This window comes from Curtobacterium sp. SP.BCo, from assembly GCF_051903265.1.
GTDB lineage: Bacteria > Actinomycetota > Actinomycetes > Actinomycetales > Microbacteriaceae > Curtobacterium.
In genome coordinates, this window is record NZ_CP194337.1 from 1,242,079 (window position 1) to 1,258,347 (window position 16,269).

The following is a 16,269-nucleotide window of genomic DNA, read 5'->3' on the forward strand; positions in this document are numbered from 1 at the left end:
CTGGAAGGATGCGAGTGTGCCCACCTTCTCCGCAGCGCGAGGCGACGCCTCGTTCACCGACGCGCACGGCGTCGAGATCGTCTACTCGACCTGGCGTGCGGCGCGTCCGAAGGGCATCGTGCAGATCGCGCACGGCGTCGGGGAGCACGGGCTCCGGTACGAGCCGCTCGCGCAGGACCTCGTCCGCGCCGGCTACACCGTGCACGCCAACGACCACCGCGGCCACGGGCGCACCGGACTCGGGCAGTGGGACGGCGACCACACCAAGCTCGGACGGCTCGGACCCGGCGGGCTGCGTGCGGCGATCGCCGCGGTCGAACAGATGACCGCGGTCGCGAAGGAGGACACCCCGGGTGTCCCGCTGGTGCTGCTCGGCCACTCGTGGGGGTCGCTCATGGCGCAGCGGATCGTGAACACCTCGTCGGCGTCGTACGACGGGGTCGTGCTGTCCGCCACCGCGTACCGGCTGCCGGGGTGGATGAACAGCGGCGACCTCAACGCCCGGCACGCCGGCTCCGGGCCGACGAAGTTCGAGTGGCTCACCCGTGACCGGGCGGTCATCGACGCGATCGCGGTGGACCCGCTCGCCGTCGAGGCGGACGTCATCCGGCTGTTCGGCGTGCGGGACGCGATGCGCCTGCTCGGCGTCCCACGGCGCGGCATCCCGCACGACGTCCCGATCCTGCTGCAGGTCGGGTCGGACGACACCCTCGGCGGCCCGCGGTCGATCGAGCGGTTGGCCCAGGCCTACCGCCGTCGGGGCGGGCTGTCCGACGTCTCGGTCCGGGTGTACGAGGGGGCCCGGCACGAGGTCTACAACGAGACGAACCGCGACGAGGTCGTCGCCGACCTGGTCACGTGGCTGGACCGCGTGACGGCGCGCTGACGCGACCGCAGACGGACGGGAGGCGCGGGGCGGCGTCGTCCCGCGCCTCCAGTCCGACAGGTGGCGGGCGTAGGCTCGTGTCGTGCACGGTGAGTACAAGGTCCCGGGAGGCAAGCTGGTCGTCGTCGACCTCGAGGTCGTCGACGGGGTGATCCAGGACTTCCGGCTCGCCGGGGACTTCTTCCTCGAACCGGACGACGCGCTGCCGCTCATCGACGACGCCGTGAACGGTCTGCCGGCCACGACCGACGCCGCGGGGATCGCCGCAGCCGTCCGGGCCGCCCTGCCGGAGGACGCCGTGCTGCTCGGCTTCACGCCCGAAGCCGTCGGGGTCGCCGTGCGCCGGGCGCTCTCGCGCGCGTCGACGTGGCAGGAGTACGACTGGGAGATCGTCCACGAGGGACCGATCAGCCCGAACGAGCACCTCGCACTCGACCAGGTCCTCACCGAGGAGGTCGGAGCGGGCCGACGCGCGCCGACCCTCCGGATCTGGGAGTGGGACCAGCCCGCCGTCGTCATCGGGTCGTTCCAGTCCCTGAAGAACGAAGTCGACCCCGAGGGCGCGGCGAAGTACGGCGTCGAGGTGGTCCGACGGATCTCCGGCGGCGGCGCGATGTTCATGGACGCCGGCGCGATCATCTCGTACTCGCTCTACGTCCCGACCGACCTCGTGCAGGGCATGACCTTCGCCGACTCGTACGCGTACCTCGACGAGTGGGTGATCGAGGCGCTGAAGTCCCTGGGCATCGAGGCGTACTACCAGCCGCTCAACGACATCTCGTCGACGAAGGGCAAGATCGGCGGGGCCGCCCAGAAGCGTCTCGGCACCGGGTCGCTGCTGCACCACGCCACCATGAGCTACGACATGGACGGCGAGAAGATGGTCCAGGTGCTCCGCATCGGACGCGAGAAGATGAGCGACAAGGGGACGACGTCGGCCGCCAAGCGCGTCGACCCGCTGCGCTCGCAGACCGGTCTCACCCGCGCCGAGATCATCGACCGGCTCATCGCCACGTTCACGAAGCTGTACGGGGCGCACGAGGGGCACGTGACCGAGGCCGAGCGGGCACGGGCGCAGGAGCTGGTGCGGACGAAGTTCGCGACGCGGGAGTGGCTCGAGCGCGTCCCCTGATCAGCGGGCGGCGTCGCCCGTGCCGTCCGGGTCGTCCTCGTCCGCTGCACCGTCCTCGTCCTGGACGAAGCCGGATCGCAGCGTGAGGTCGACGCCGTCGGGGCGGAAGGTCGTCCGACTCAGCGGTGCGTACGCGTGCCACTGGCTGGCGGTCATCACGACTGACCCGTCGTCTCCGTCTTCGTCGTCGTCATCGGCGTCTTCGTCCTCGGGGGTCTCGGGGCCCCGCGTACCCAACAGCTTCCTCGTCAGCGACGAGCGTTCGGTGAGCAGGGAGTCGAGCGCCTCGCGGAGGTCCTGGTCGGCCGGTTCGCCACCGCGCAGCGCCGCCCCGAGGACACTCCGCCGCATGAGCTCCTTCGCGAACGAGCCGGTGGTGCCCTCGGCCCGTTCCGCCGCATCGGCGAGGGCCTCGTCGGAGAACGGGAGTGTGCCGGCGTAGCGGCGGAAGAGCCGGACACGCTCGGGCAGGGCGGGCAGCGGGATCTCCACAGCGAGGTCCACCCGGCCGGGGCGGTCCGCGAGCGCCCGCTCGAGCACGGACACCCGGTTCGTGGTCATCACGAACGCGACGTCCGCGTCGCCGTCGAGCCCGTCGAGGGCGTCGAGCACCTCGAAGAGCAGCGGCTGTGGGGAGCTGTGCCGCTCCATCGCCACGAGGTCGATGTCCTCCATGACGACGAGCGACGGCTGGAACGTGCGGGCGATCTCCGCCGCAGCGCCGATCGCCGCGATGCTCGACCCGGTGAGCAGGACCGCGGTCACGCCCTCCGTCCTGGTGAGCAGGTGCCGGATCGTGAGCGTCTTGCCGGTGCCCGGAGGCCCGTACAGCAGCACGCCGCGCTTGAGGTGCTGCCCGGCGGCCAGGAGTGCTGCACGCTGCTCCCCGATCTCGACGACGTGGTCCACCACCTCGTCGAGCACACCGTCACCGAGCACAACGTCGTCGGCGCCGACCTCGGGTCGTCGGAGGAACGTCGCGCCCGCGTCCGACCCGTACTCGGACTGCACGAACGACAGCACCTGACCGCGGAGCACGCTCCGCTCGATCATCAGCGCCCGGAGGCGGAGCAGGAACGCGCTCGCGGTGTCCTGGTCGGGCGAGAGGATCTCGAGCGTCGCGCGGCCGCGTCCGTACTCCGGCTTGGCGGACCGCTGCACGACGGCGACGGGAGCGCCGTCGAACGTCAGGAACCGCAGGCCGAAGGAGACGACCCGGCGGGTGGTGTCCGCACCGGTCGCCCGCGTCGCGTAGCTCACCGGACCCGGGGCCCAGCGCATGTGCGGATTGGCGATGAACTCACTGACGGAGCTGTGGAAGCGGCTGTCGTCACCGGCGATGCCGATCAGCGCGTCGGGTTCGGTGCCGGCGAGTTCCTCGAGCGCGATGTCCGCGTCGACGAGCCGGTGGTCGGGGAGCTCCTCGGTGACGACCGGGACCGACTGCGGGTCGACCCCGAGGTGCGCGCCGATCCGTTCCCCGATCGGGGTCAGCACCGCCCGCTGCTCGGAGGCGGCGAGTTCGTTCGCCGCCTCGATGTAGCGGGCGAACGCCCGCATGAGGTCCCGGTCTGCGTCGTCGAGCACGTCGCCATCCTGGCACGCGGCCGGTTGCGCGGACCAGGGCGCACCGTGCCGTGCCGTGCATGCGGCCCGGCGGTCCGGACGTGGTCGGCCGCCCGGAGAGGGGGGATCCGGGCGGCCGCACGACCAGTGTGGGTGTCCTCCTGAAGAACCACGTGTGTGGATCACGAGAATCCTCCGCGCGGCTGATGTCCCCGCCGGATCGCCCCCGTAGCGTCGTGTCCGTGAACTGGTTGATCCTCCTGGGGGCGGTGGCCGCCGCGGCCGTCGTGATGTGGATCGCCGATCGCGTGGGGTGGATCGATCTCTCGAACAAGGCCACGCGCAGCGGCGGATCCGGCGGCGTCATCTCGATGATGGACGAGGTGTTCGCGCCGACCCGACACGAGACGCAAGCGGAGTACGAACGGCAGTCGCGCCTCCCGAGGGAAGCCCCGACGCCGGCGGACGACGACCACGACCTGCTCAGCGGCAGCGTGCTCATCCGGGTCCCCGCGGTGCGCGCGGGGGGCCGCCACGAAGCGCGCGCCGGTACCCACGAGCGCAGCTACTGATCTCTGCCGGAATCCAAAATACAGAACATTTGCATCTGAACGGTCACCCTCGGCATGATGTCCTCCGGGGTTGCGTTCCGGCAGCCCCGCGAGGGCTGGGGGAACGGTGGCGGGGATCGACTTCGACGACGGAGTGGCTCGGATGCTCGTCACCGCGGCCGCCGATGCCGACGATCGGCTCCGAGCGAGCGCGTCAGGTCGCCGGTGGGCGACCGAAGGAGCCGCGACCGACTTCTCCGGCGCCTACGCGCAGCGGTTCACCGCCAGCGCCGAGGCCGAGTCAGCCGACCGCGTCCGGCTCGCACGGGCGCTCGACTCGCTCGCCGAGCAGGTGCAGACCGTCACCGCGGAGGCGCACCGCGAGCGGACCCGTCGGAAGGACCTCGCCGACTGGCGTCACCGTGACGACGAGCGACGACGAGCGGCGGAGTCGAACACGCTCGCCCCGTTCGGCATCGCCGCCGAGTCGATGTTCGACCCGAAGCCGTCCGAGACACCGATCCGACCGACCCCGATCGTGGCGTCGTTCTCCGCATCGGACCGGCCGCGCAACGCCGGCGCGTCCAGTCGCGGTCGCAGTTCGGCGGACCCCGATCGGCTGCGGGCGTTCGCCGCGGTCGCTCGGGCATGGGACGGCGACCTCGTCGAGACCTCGGGCAGGCTCCGGGTCGCCTGGTCGGCGTTCACCACGCACTGCGCGTGGGCGACGGTCGACAGTGCGACGCTCTTCCGCGGGTTCGAGCAGTACCTGCAGGAGAACGCAGCCGACGCCGACTGGGTCGAGCGCATCGCGGAGGCGTTCGAGCGTGCTGGCTCCGGACATCCACTGTCGAACGCCGTGCTGGACGTCGCGGCAGCCGCGACCATCCCGGCACCGTTCCGGAAACTCCTCGCCGGCGGCGTGTCCCCGGCTGCAGCCGCGCGCATCTGGTCCGGGCTCGGTCTCACGCGCGACAGCGGGCACGACCTCGCCGCGCTGCCCGTGTCCGTCCTGTCGATGCTCGGGAACCTCGAGGGCATCCCGTTCTGGGTGCGGGACACCGCGAACCGGACCGTCCTGGCTGCGCGGCTGCGGCGGCGGAACCTCGACCCGGTCGAGAAGGCCGCGCTGCGGAACATCAGGAGTTCGCTGCGGAAGGACCGGTTCCTCATCGCGCTGACGGCCGACGTCCCCCCGCTCGCCGCCGTGTCGATCGGCGATCTGGACACCGCGGAGAACGTGACGTGGGCGGTGCCGGGGATGGGGTCCAGTTCCGTCACGATGACCGGGTGGACAGAAGTGTTGCAGAACCTCCACGACAAACAGGGAGGCGTCGGCGGCCCCGCCCAACGTGCGGTCATCGCCTGGATCGGATACGACGCCCCGCCGGTGCCGAGCCTGAGCGAACCGAACCTCGGCGTACTCCGCGAGACTGCCGCCGCGTCCGGGGCCGGGAAGCTCGCGGCCTCGATCCGCGGACTGACCGCAGCGCGCGGTGGCGCCATGCCGAGGTTGCACGTCCTCGCCCACTCGTACGGCACGACGACTGCGTCGCTCGGCCTCACCAAGCGGGGTGTCCACGTGGACACGTTCACGTCCATCGCTTCGGCAGGCATCCCGCAGAGCATCGCCGACGCGAGCAGCCTCAGCGCGGAGCACGTTTACGCGGGCCAGGCGAAGAACACTCTGGTCGGTGTTCCCGGCCAAGGCGACCAGTACGCGTACGTCGGGCGCGACTTCAGCTTCCCCTACCGGAAGAACCCGGTGAGCGAGAGTTTCGGAGCAGAGACCTTCGGGACGGACGGAACCGGTGACCTCAAGCCGGTGAAGGACCACGGCGTCCACACCGACTCCGGGAACGGATACCTTGACCCGGGCACGGAGTCCCTCCGGAACGTCGCGCTCACCACCACGGGCCAGGGCGCCCAAGTGACGGGAGGACGTCGATGACGAGCACTGCGAGCTGCCCTGACGAGTCAAGGGGCAGAGGTTGACGATCAACACACCGAGGGCGACGTCGGTCGTCGTGGCCATCAGCGCCAGCGCTGCCATGCTCACGGGCTGCACTGGAGGAACCATGAACGCACACCCGACGCTGCAGCCCGAGGACGCCAAGAGCCGTGTCCAGACACTCGTCGATGCATCAACGGCTGCGCTGGGCGGTCGGTGGGTCGCGGAGGAAGAGGAACCGAGACTGGGGACGTGCATGAACGAGCGGGGTGAAGGTGAGGGTGTCAAGTACACGTACATCAAGCGCCGTGCGGAGCACGGTGACACCGAGCGCGACATTGCGATGCTTGAAGACCTGTGGCAGAGCAAAGGCCTCGTCACCGAGCGTTTCGAGGACGGGCACGGCGTGACCATGGGGATGAACGGCCGGGGTGCCGCCGCCCAGGTCATCGAGTTCTACTCGATCGACAACGGCGATTCCGTGTCTGGCACATCCTGGTGCGCCGCCGGGGACTACGTCGAGATGCGCGAGCGCGGCGAGGAATGACGAGTGACCCCGGCCAGGGTCGCGGGTCGGGTGCGCGCCCCGATCAACCGGCGTCCGCCGTGGGGGAGCAGTCGAAAGCGCTCGCGACGGCTGGGCGGGCTGCCCTCTCCGGCGTCGTGCTCGCGAGCGTCGTCGGTGTTGCGGGCTGTACCGGCGAATCCATGAACGCACACCCGACCCTGCAACCCGAAGCTGCCAGGAGCGGCATCCAGACACTCGTCGATGATTCGACGGCGGCGCTCGGCGGACGGTGGGTCGTCGAAGAGGGGCCGAGTCTCGGGACGTGCGTGAACGAGCGGGGTGAAGGTGAGGGTGTCAACTACACGTACATCAAGCGACGTGCGGAGCACGGCGACACCGAGCAGGACATCGCGACGCTCGAACGACTGTGGCAGAGCAAGGGCTTCGACACTGCGCGGTTCAAGGACGGTCACGGTGTGACCATGGGCGTGAACGGCAGCGGCGCTGCTGCCCAAGGAGTTGATCTCTACTCCCTGGACAGTGGCGATTCCGTGTCCGGCACATCGTGGTGCGCGGCCGGGGACTACGGCGAGATGCGCGACCGCGGCGAGGAATGACGGACAATTCCGGCCGGGGTCGCGAGTCGGGTGCGCGCCCCGATCAACCGGCGTCCGCCGCGGAGGAGCAGTCGAAAGCGCTCGTGACGGCTGGGCGGGCTGCCCTCTCCGGCGTCGTGCTCGCGAGCGTCGTCGGTCTTGCGGGCTGTACCGGCGAATCCATGAACGCACGCCCCGCCCTGCAGCCCGAGGACGCCAAGAGCCGTGTCCAGACACTCGTCGATGCATCAACGGCTGCGCTGGGCGGTCGGTGGATCGCGGACGAAGAGGAACCGAGACTGGGGACGTGCATGAACGAGCGGGGCGAAGGTGAGGGTGTCAAGTACACCTACATCAAGCGACGCGCGGAGCACGGTCACACCGAGCGGGACATCGCGACGCTCGAACGACTGTGGCAGAGCGAGGGCTTCGACACTGCGCGGTTCAAGGACGGTCACGGTGTGACCATGGGCGTGAACGGCAGTGGCGCTGCGGTTCAGGGAGTCGGTTTCTACTCGTTGGACGGCGGCGACTCGGTGTCCGGCACATCCTGGTGCGCGGCCGGGGACTACGGCGAGATGCGCGACCGCGGCGAGGAGTGAACCACCCGCGTCAGCGCGTCGTGAGCTCCTGGTAGTCCGGGTGCCGATCGATCCACGCGGCGACGTAGCTGCACTGGGGCACGACGCGGAGCGAACCCGCGCGGACGTCGTCCAGGGCGTGCTCGACGAGGATCGACGCGTGCCCACCGCCGCGGTGCGCCGGGTCCACCTCGGTGTGCACGAAACGGATCTCGTCGCCGTCGACCTCGTACGCCGCGAAGCCGATCACCTCGCCGTCCTCGACGAGGGAGTACTGCTGCTTGTCGGTGTCGTTGCGGACCTCGGGTGCTGCCATGCAGGCGACGCTACGCCCCTCCCGAAGAAGGGCCTGTGGATGGGCTGTGGACCTCGCTAGGGTCGCACCGTGCAGCACGAGTCGACCCCGCCGTTCCGCTTCCGATCGCCGGCCGGGTGGCCGACACCGTCGCCGGAGTGGGCGGAGCTGCACCAGGCTGCGGAGCCCGCTCCCGGGTGGACTCCCGCGCCGGGCATCCCTGCGGCGCCTGCGAAGTGGCGCTTCTGGGTGCCGGCACCGCGTGCGTTCCGTGCGTACCTGCCCCCGCTGGCGCGTCGACTCCGGGTCCTGCAGTGGGTCGGGCTCGCGGTCGCTCTGGCGTCGCTCGCCGCCGTGCTGGTCGTGGCGGCGCTCGGCGGCCCGGCGGTGCTGGCCCTCGCACCGCTGGTCGCCGGTGTCGCCGTCCTGGTGGTGTCGTCGTGGCGGCACGGTGACCTGGCGGCGCGGACAGCGCTGTCCGTCCGCGACGACGCCGCGGCGTGGCGACGGTCCGAGCTGCCGGCCCGTGCGCGCGCGGCCCGTCCGGACGTGGACGACGCGTCCGCCGTCGCGGCGTGGGAAGCGGCGGCCTGGGGGCTGCCCACGGCGAACCCGTTCGTGGAGGCAGCGCACACCGCACCCCCTGCGCAGAGCACACCGCCGTCGTTCCGTCGGTGGAACCGCGCGGTGCTCGGTGTCACCGCGGGGGTCGCGGCCTGCGTCCTCGTGATCGGCGCGAGCGCGGCCGTCGCCCCGGTGGTCCGCACCGTGCAGGAGCAGGGATCCCTGACCCTGGCGCACGGACTCCAGGACGACGACCCCGACGAGGCCGCGCCGGACGCCGACGAGGCCGACCCGAACCCGTGGACCTCCGACGACGGCACCATCACGGTGTCGTTCCTGTCCGACGAGGACACCTGGCAGGCGACCTGCGGGGCGATCGACTTCGCCGACGGCTGCTGGGCGTGGCAGATCGACGGCGAGTGTGACGGTCCCGCCGTCGTCACCGTCGGGTTCTCCGCCACCGAGGGCGGCACGGACTCCCGCACCGACACCCGCACGGTGCTGCTGACGTCCGGGACGCCGCTGGTGCTCACCGAGCAGGGCTCAGAGGAGTGGAGCAGCATCGTCGACGTCACGTGCTCCGCGCCGCCGAAGAGCCCCGTCGCGCTCACGAAGACCCAGCTGGACTCCGACGACCAGGACGAGGACGGCTCGTGGCCGGACGGCTGTGTCGACTGGGGCTGCGCCGGCTGGGAGCTCACACCGCAGGCGGACTGCCCGTCGGCGACGGTCCAGTTCTCGATCGACGAGGAGATCGCCGAGCTCCCGGACCCGCACGACGTCGTGGTGGCCACACCGCTGCACGCCGGGGAGCCGGTCGACGTCTGGGCGGGCGGCGCCTGGTCGTCCGACCACGACGCGACGCTGGCGCAGGTCACCTGCGGCTGACCGAAGCGGCGTCGGCGCAGCTCACCTGCGGCTGACCGACGCCGGGTCGATGCAGCTCACCTGCGGCTGACGGACGTCGCGTCGGCCGCGCTGACGCGGCGGCACCCGTGCACCAGAATGGTGCAGGTGCACAGCGGACACGATCGCGGCCCGGACCGGGTGGTCCTCGGCGACAACCTCGACGTACTGCCCACGCTGGCGGACGGGTCGTTCACGCTCGTGTACCTCGACCCGCCCTTCAACACGGGCCGGTACCAGCGTCGGCACGCCAGCGCCGCGGTGCGCGAGACGGCCGCCCGTCCGCACAGCCCGAACGACCGCCCCGACCGGCCCGATCGCCGTGAGACCGTCACCGGGTTCCGGGGCGGTACCTACGAGCGCGTCCGCGGCGACCTGATGCGCTTCGACGACCGGTTCGACGACTACTGGTCCTTCCTCGAACCCCGCCTGCTCGAGGCCTGGCGACTGCTCGCCGACGACGGCACCCTCTACCTGCACCTCGACTACCGCGAGTCGCACTACGCGAAGGTCCTGCTCGACGCACTGTTCGGCCGCGACGCGTTCCTCAACGAGATCGTGTGGGCGTACGACTTCGGTGCGAAGTCACGGTCGCGCTGGCCCACGAAGCACGACACGATCCTGGTGTACGTGAAGGACCCGGACCGCTACTGGTTCGACTCCGAAGCCGTCGACCGCGAGCCGTACATGGCCCCGGGCCTGGTCACCGCCGAGAAGCGCGAGCGCGGCAAGCTCCCGACGGACGTCTGGTGGCACACGATCGTCTCGCCGACGGGCAGGGAGAAGACGGGCTACCCGACGCAGAAGCCCGAGGGGGTGCTGCGGCGGATCGTGCAGGCGTCCTCCCGCGAGGGCGACTGGGTCCTCGACTTCTTCGCCGGCAGCGGGACGACCGGCGCGGTCGCCGGAGCGCTGGGCCGCCGGTTCGTGCTCGTCGACGACAACCCGGTCGCGGTCGACGTGATGCGCCGTCGGCTGCCGGACGCATCGTTCGACGTCGTGGAACCGCCCGCCGTCTCCGCGAGCTGACGCGGGGACGACGGGCGGTCCCGTCGGTGCTCGGCTACTCGGCCGAGTGGCGGCCGTGCGCGTGGTCGTCGTCCGGCCGGGAGGCGCGGCTCGCCTCCGAACCGTCGGCTGCGGCGGGCTCGGTGGTCACCTCCGGAGCGACGGCCGCGTGGGCGGCCCGGGTGCGGATCGCCCCGGTGGTGGCCGGCGGTTCGTCGACCGGTGCGGCCGCTGCGTGCGCGCCGTGAGTCGTCGCGTTCGGCAGCGGCGCACGGGTCGTCCCCGCGTCCGCCGCCGTGTCGGCAGCGCCGGTCGCCGGACTGGGGGACGCGTCGGACGGTGCCGGTCGGGCGGAGGATGCCAAGCCTCCCGTCCGGTCCATCCCGACGGCAGCGGCGGCGGACCGGGGCTGCGACGGGACGTCCGGCGAGGTCGGGACGACCGCCATCGAACCGGTGTCCGGCGAGACGAGCGATCCGCTGCCCGCAGCCGCGTGCTGCGCGTCGACCGTCAGTCGGTCGGCGTCCGCCTTGTCGGACGCCGCCTTCTCGGAGTTCGCCCGGTCGGTGTTCGCCTGCTCCTGCAGCGCCGACACCTTGCGGAGCGGCGGCACCCGGAAGAACCAGGTGAGCACGAACGCGAGCAGGATGACCGCGAGGCCCACCCAGTAGACGACGACGGCCGAGTCGCTGAAGCCGACGAGGAACGGACGGGTGAGTCGCTTGTCCGCGCCGTTCAGGAACGAGGTGTCGCTCGTCGAGGAGCTCGAGGACGAGTTCGCTGCCGAGTCGCCGCTCTTGAGCTGCTTGACGAGCGTCGGAGCGACCTCGTCGACGACGTTCTGACGCTGGTCGGCGTTCGAGTAGTCGACCTGCAGCGTGCCGTCGACGACCTCGGCCTTCGCCTTCGACGCGGCGGTCTCGAGGGCCTGCTGCTCGGCGTCCGGCTTCGCGGCGGCCACCTGCGCGGCGATCACCGAGTCGGCCGAGGCCGCGGGGATCTGCCCGGCGGCGACCTTCTGCTCGACCGCGGCGGTGACCTGCTTCGTCACGGCGGCGTCGGCGGCCTCCTTGGCCTGGACGGCGCCCTTGTTCAGGCCGTCCTGGACGTTCTGCTGCACCGGACCGACGATCTTGTTCCAGATCTGGTCCATCACGCCCTTGTTGTCGGACGCGTTCGCCACCGAGGGCGTGAGGGCGGCGTTCAGGGCCGGCTTGAGGTCGCTCTCGTTCTGCATCGCCGTCGTGATGTTCGTCGGCATGAGCGTGAACAGGACGGACAGGAGCACAGCGGTGCCCATCGTGCCGCCGATCTGCCGGAAGAACGTCGCCGCGCTGGTCGCGACGCCGATGTCCCGCGGGCTGACGGAGTTCTGCGCCGCCAGGGTCAGCGTCTGCATGAGCTGCCCGAGCCCGAGGCCGATGCCGAACATGCCGAGCATCAGGAACCAGAGCGGACGGTCGGCGGTCAGGAAGGTCAGGACCGTGAACCCGATCGCGGTGAAGGCCGTGCCGGTGATCGGGAAGACCTGGTAGTTGCCGGTCCGGGAGATGATCTGACCCGAGGCGATCGACGAGATCATCAGGCCGAGGACCATCGGGAGCATCGCGAACCCGGACTCGGTCGGGGTGACGCCCTTCACGATCTGCAGGTAGAGCGGGATGGTCAGCATCGCGCCGAACATGCCGAAGCCGACCAGGACCGACAGCACTGCGGACATCGAGAACACCCGCGACCCGAAGAGCTTCAGCGGCAGGATCGCGTCGTCCTGCATGGCGCGTTCGACGAAGATGAACGCGATCAGGCCGGCCGCACCGATGCCGTAGCAGGCGAACGCGCCCGCGGAGCTCCAGCCCCACTCGCGGCCCTGTTCGGCGATGAGGAGCAGCGGCACCAGCGTCACGATGACGAGCGACGCGCCCCACCAGTCGATGCGCGGCTTGCCCCGGTTGCCGAACTTCGGCAGGTGCAGGAACGTGAGCACCATGAAGAGCGCGATGACCCCGATCGGCACGTTGATCAGGAACACCCAGCGCCAGCCGGAGATGAACAGCAGTTCGCCCGAACCGGCGAAGACCCCGCCGACGAGCGGGCCGATGACGCTCGAGATGCCGAACACCGCGAGGAAGTACCCCTGGTACTTCGCGCGTTCGCGCGGGGCGAGCATGTCGCCCATGATCGCGAGGGGAAGCGACATCAGGCCGCCGGCGCCGAGGCCCTGCAGGGCACGGAAGCCGGCGAGCATGAGCATCGAGGTCGAGAACGACGCGGCGAACGAGCCGACGATGAAGATGCCGATCGCCGTCAGGAACAGCGGTCGTCGGCCGAAGATGTCGGAGAGCTTGCCGTAGATCGGCGTCGTGATCGTGCTCGCGATGAGGTAGCCGGTCGTGACCCAGGCCTGCTGGTCGAGGCCGTGCAGGTCGTCGCCGATCGTGCGGATCGCGGTCCCGACGATCGTCTGGTCGAGGGCGCCGAGGAACATGCCGGCCATCAGGCCGTAGATGACCAGCAGGATCTGCCGGTGGTTCATCACGGCGTTCGACGCGGTGGTGGGTGCCGCGGGTGCGGTCGCGGTCTGGGTCATGTGCGGGATCTCCCGAGGGGCTTGGAAAAACTTTGCGCTGGCTGCAAAGTTACATCTGCCGCAAGGTGGCTGGTCACGCCGAGGAGGGTTCCTGAGTGGATCGGCAGCACCGGCGCCGGAATCGAGGGCTCTCGACGAAGCGCACAGTACGCCTGGCTGCGGCTCCGGGTTGCCGTAGCGTGGGTGGGATGACGACGACGCTCGACGACGAGATCGCCCGCACCGTGCACGCCGCGGCCGACCGGGTCCGCACCGCACTCGGGGCCGACATCGGCGGCCGGGTCGAACGCGCCCTGACGCGGACCCTCACCGACACCATCACCGTCGACGGGGACGGCGCCTTCGTCATCACCGGCGACATCCCGGCGATGTGGCTGCGCGACTCGACCACGCAGATGACCCCGTACCTGCGCCTGGTGGGAAAGTCCCCGGCGCTCGCCGAGGTGCTCTGGGCCGTCGTCGCCCGCCAGTTCCGGCTCATCGACCACGACCCGTACGCGAACTCCTTCAACCGGGAACCGAACGGCGCGCACTACGACGAGCACGACCTCAACGCGGACCCGCTCGTGTGGGAGCAGAAGTACGAGGTCGACAGCCTCGCCTACCCCGTGACCTTCGCCCACGCGCTCTGGAAGCGGACCGGTTCGACGACGGTGTTCGACGAGCGTGCGCAGCGGGTGTTCCGGACGATCGTGGACCAGTGGACGCTCGAGCAGGACCACGACCGCTCCCCGTACCGCTTCGTGCGCCCCGGGGAGATCCCGACCGAGACGCTCGCACGCGACGGACGAGGGACACCGGTGGCCGTGACCGGGATGACGTGGAGCGGCTTCCGGCCGTCCGACGACGCGTGCACCCACGGCTACAACGTGCCGGCGAACCTGTTCGCGGCGCAGGCACTGCTCGCGATCGCGGCGATCGCGCGGGCCGTCTGGGACGACGACCGCCTCGCCGACGACGCGGACGTGCTCCGGACCGCGATCCTCGACGGGGTCGCCCGCCACGGGATCGTGACCGGTCCCGCCGGTGCGCCCGTCTACGCGTACGAGGTGGACGGCCTCGGCGGCGTGCTGGTGATGGACGACGCGAACACCCCGTCGCTGCTGTCCCTGCCGCTCGACGCCCCGGACGTCGTGGACCGGTCCGTGTGGGAAGCCACCCGGACGGTGGTCACCTCGCCGGCGAACCCGTACTGGTACACCGGCAGCGTCGCGTCCGGGATCGGCAGCCCGCACACGCTCCCGCGGCGGGTCTGGCCGATCGCGCTCGCCGTCGAGGGGCTCGTCACGGACTCCGACGAGCGGCGCCGCGAGTTGCTGGCGCTGCTCGTGGCCACCGACGGCGGGACGGGCGACATGCACGAGTCGTTCGACGTCGACGACCCGACGCAGTACTCCCGCCCCTGGTTCTCGTGGGCGGACGCGATGTTCTGCGAGCTGGCGCTCGCGACGGCCGGGGTCTAGGCGCCGAGCGCGGCGTCCACGATCTCCTTCGCCTCGCGCTGCACCTGCTCGAGGTGCTCCTGCCCGACGAAGCTCTCCGCGTAGATCTTGTAGACGTCCTCGGTGCCGGACGGGCGGGCCGCGAACCAGGCCTTGTCGGTGACGACCTTCACGCCGCCGACCGCCGCGTCGTTCCCCGGCGCCTTCGAGAGCTTCGCCGTGATCGGGTCGCCCGCCAGGGTCTCGGCGGTGATCGCGTCACCGTCGAGCTTCGACAGGCGCGCCTTCTGGTCCTTGCTGGCAGCGGCGTCGACGCGCTGGTAGACCGGGTCGCCGAAGCGCTCGGTCAGCTCGGCGTACAGCTGCGACGGGGTCTTGCCGGTCACGGCGATGATCTCGGACGCCAGGAGCGCCAGGATGATGCCGTCCTTGTCGGTCGTCCACGCCGTGCCGTCCTTGCGGAGGAAGCTCGCGCCCGCCGATTCCTCGCCGCCGAACGCCACCGAGCCGTCGATCAGGCCGGGGACGAACCACTTGAAGCCGACCGGGACCTCCCACAGGCGACGGCCGAGCGACTCCGCGACCTCGTCGATGATGCTCGACGACACGAGGGTCTTGCCGATCGCGGCGTCCTCGCGCCAAGCGGGGCGGTGTGCGTACAGGTACTCGATCGCCACGGCGAGGTAGTGGTTCGGGTTCATCAGACCACCGTCGGGCGTGACGATGCCGTGCCGGTCGGAGTCGGCGTCGTTGCCGGTGAGGACGTCGAACTCGTCCTTCCGGGCGACCACGGACGCCATCGCGCTCGCGCTCGACGGGTCCATCCGGATCTTGCCGTCCCAGTCGAGGGTCATGAACGACCACGTCGGGTCGACGTCGGGGTTCACCACGGTGAGGTCGAGGCCGTAGTGGTCGCGGATGCGGTTCCAGTACGGCAGCGATGCGCCGCCGAGGGGATCGGCACCGATCCGCACGCCCGCACGCTTGATCGCGTCGATGTCGATGATGTTCTCGAGGTCCGCGACGTAGGTGCCGAGGAAGTCGTACCGGTCCGGCGAGGCCTGCTCCGTGCGCTGCACCTCGGCATTGCCGCCGGCGATGATCGCGTTGGCACGGTCGGCGATCCACGACGTCGCGTCGCTGTCCGCCGGGCCGCCGTGCGGCGGGTTGTACTTGAAGCCGCCGTCGCGGGGCGGGTTGTGGCTCGGCGTGATGACGATGCCGTCCGCCGTGTCGCTGTGGCCGGCCTTGTTGTAGGCGATGATCGCGTGGCTCAGCGCCGGGGTCGGCACGTAGCCGTTCTCGCTGTCCGCCAGCACGTGCACGCCGTTGGCCGCCAGGACCTCGAGCGCCGTGCGCTCGGCGGGGCCGGAGAGGGCGTGGGTGTCGCGACCGATGAACAGCGGACCGTCGGTGCCCTGCGAGGTGCGGTACTCGACGATCGCCTGCGTGATGGCGGCGATGTGGGTGTCGTTGAACGCGGAGTCCAGCGACGAGCCGCGGTGGCCGGAGGTGCCGAACACGACCTTCTGCTCGGGGACCGAGACGTCCGGCACACGCTCGTGGTACGCGGCGATGAGGGCGTCGAGGTCGACGAGGTCGTCTGCAGTGGCAGGGGTGCCGGCGCGGTCGTTCATGCGTCCATCCTGGCATCGCGGGACACGGCGCGCTCAGGATCTCCGTCGCCGAGCGCATC

Annotated in this window: 14 protein-coding genes; 10 read left to right on the forward strand and 4 right to left on the reverse strand. The window is 70.8% G+C overall.

Annotation, left to right across the window (positions count from 1 at the left end):
• Nucleotides 1-16 precede the first annotated feature (16 nt).
• Together ACRQ4B_RS05990 and ACRQ4B_RS05995 are read left to right on the forward strand one after the other, a co-directional pair.
• A complete protein-coding gene (locus tag ACRQ4B_RS05990) occupies nt 17-886 on the forward strand; it encodes an alpha/beta fold hydrolase (protein WP_439693780.1) in 870 nt (289 codons plus the stop codon).
• A gap of 82 nt (nt 887-968) precedes the next feature.
• On the forward strand, nt 969-2,018 hold the full coding sequence (locus ACRQ4B_RS05995; RefSeq protein ID WP_439693781.1) for a lipoate--protein ligase family protein: 1,050 nt from the start codon (nt 969-971) through the stop codon (nt 2,016-2,018).
• Here the strand turns inward: ACRQ4B_RS05995 and ACRQ4B_RS06000 are convergent, their stop codons facing one another.
• Entirely contained in the window at nt 2,019-3,605 is a 1,587-nt protein-coding gene (locus ACRQ4B_RS06000; RefSeq protein ID WP_439693782.1) for an AAA family ATPase, read from the reverse strand.
• Between the two features lie 221 nt (nt 3,606-3,826).
• On the opposite strand from ACRQ4B_RS06000, the gene ACRQ4B_RS06005 reads away from it, so the two are divergent.
• The 5 genes from ACRQ4B_RS06005 to ACRQ4B_RS06025 all read left to right on the forward strand — a co-directional run bounded on the left by ACRQ4B_RS06005 (nt 3,827) and on the right by ACRQ4B_RS06025 (nt 7,792).
• Nucleotides 3,827-4,156: a hypothetical protein gene (locus tag ACRQ4B_RS06005; protein WP_439693783.1), complete on the forward strand. Its 330-nt coding sequence runs from the start codon at nt 3,827-3,829 to the stop codon at nt 4,154-4,156.
• Between the two features lie 106 nt (nt 4,157-4,262).
• Nucleotides 4,263-6,086: an alpha/beta hydrolase gene (locus tag ACRQ4B_RS06010; RefSeq protein WP_439693784.1), complete on the forward strand. Its 1,824-nt coding sequence runs from the start codon at nt 4,263-4,265 to the stop codon at nt 6,084-6,086.
• Between the two features lie 40 nt (nt 6,087-6,126).
• Entirely contained in the window at nt 6,127-6,633 is a 507-nt protein-coding gene (locus ACRQ4B_RS06015; RefSeq protein ID WP_439693785.1) for a hypothetical protein, read from the forward strand.
• Nucleotides 6,634-6,794: 161 nt separating this feature from the next.
• Nucleotides 6,795-7,211, forward strand: a complete 417-nt coding sequence (locus ACRQ4B_RS06020) for a hypothetical protein (protein WP_439693786.1) — start codon at nt 6,795-6,797, stop codon at nt 7,209-7,211.
• A gap of 161 nt (nt 7,212-7,372) precedes the next feature.
• Nucleotides 7,373-7,792, forward strand: coding sequence for a hypothetical protein (locus ACRQ4B_RS06025; RefSeq protein WP_439693787.1), 420 nt, complete (start codon nt 7,373-7,375; stop codon nt 7,790-7,792).
• Nucleotides 7,793-7,802: 10 nt separating this feature from the next.
• On the opposite strand, the gene ACRQ4B_RS06030 is transcribed toward ACRQ4B_RS06025, so the two are convergent.
• Complete coding sequence (locus ACRQ4B_RS06030; protein WP_439693788.1) at nt 7,803-8,087, reverse strand: GNAT family N-acetyltransferase; 285 nt, start codon at nt 8,085-8,087, stop codon at nt 7,803-7,805.
• A gap of 69 nt (nt 8,088-8,156) precedes the next feature.
• Here ACRQ4B_RS06030 and ACRQ4B_RS06035 point away from each other — a divergent pair, with 69 nt between their 5' ends.
• Entirely contained in the window at nt 8,157-9,518 is a 1,362-nt protein-coding gene (locus tag ACRQ4B_RS06035; RefSeq protein WP_439693789.1) for a hypothetical protein, read from the forward strand.
• A gap of 126 nt (nt 9,519-9,644) precedes the next feature.
• A complete protein-coding gene (locus ACRQ4B_RS06040) occupies nt 9,645-10,565 on the forward strand; it encodes a DNA-methyltransferase (RefSeq protein ID WP_439693790.1) in 921 nt (306 codons plus the stop codon).
• Nucleotides 10,566-10,599: 34 nt separating this feature from the next.
• On the opposite strand, the gene ACRQ4B_RS06045 is transcribed toward ACRQ4B_RS06040, so the two are convergent.
• Nucleotides 10,600-13,131, reverse strand: a complete 2,532-nt coding sequence (locus tag ACRQ4B_RS06045; protein ID WP_439693791.1) for a DHA2 family efflux MFS transporter permease subunit — start codon at nt 13,129-13,131, stop codon at nt 10,600-10,602.
• A gap of 188 nt (nt 13,132-13,319) precedes the next feature.
• Here ACRQ4B_RS06045 and ACRQ4B_RS06050 point away from each other — a divergent pair, with 188 nt between their 5' ends.
• Nucleotides 13,320-14,594: a glycoside hydrolase family 125 protein gene (locus ACRQ4B_RS06050; RefSeq protein WP_439693792.1), complete on the forward strand. Its 1,275-nt coding sequence runs from the start codon at nt 13,320-13,322 to the stop codon at nt 14,592-14,594.
• Here ACRQ4B_RS06050 and pgm read toward each other — a convergent pair.
• Nucleotides 14,591-16,210 (reverse strand): phosphoglucomutase (alpha-D-glucose-1,6-bisphosphate-dependent), encoded by a 1,620-nt coding sequence (gene pgm / locus ACRQ4B_RS06055; protein ID WP_439693793.1) that lies wholly within the window; start codon nt 16,208-16,210, stop codon nt 14,591-14,593. The two genes, ACRQ4B_RS06050 and pgm, sit on opposite strands and share 4 nt — an antisense overlap.
• Nucleotides 16,211-16,269 lie beyond the last annotated feature (59 nt).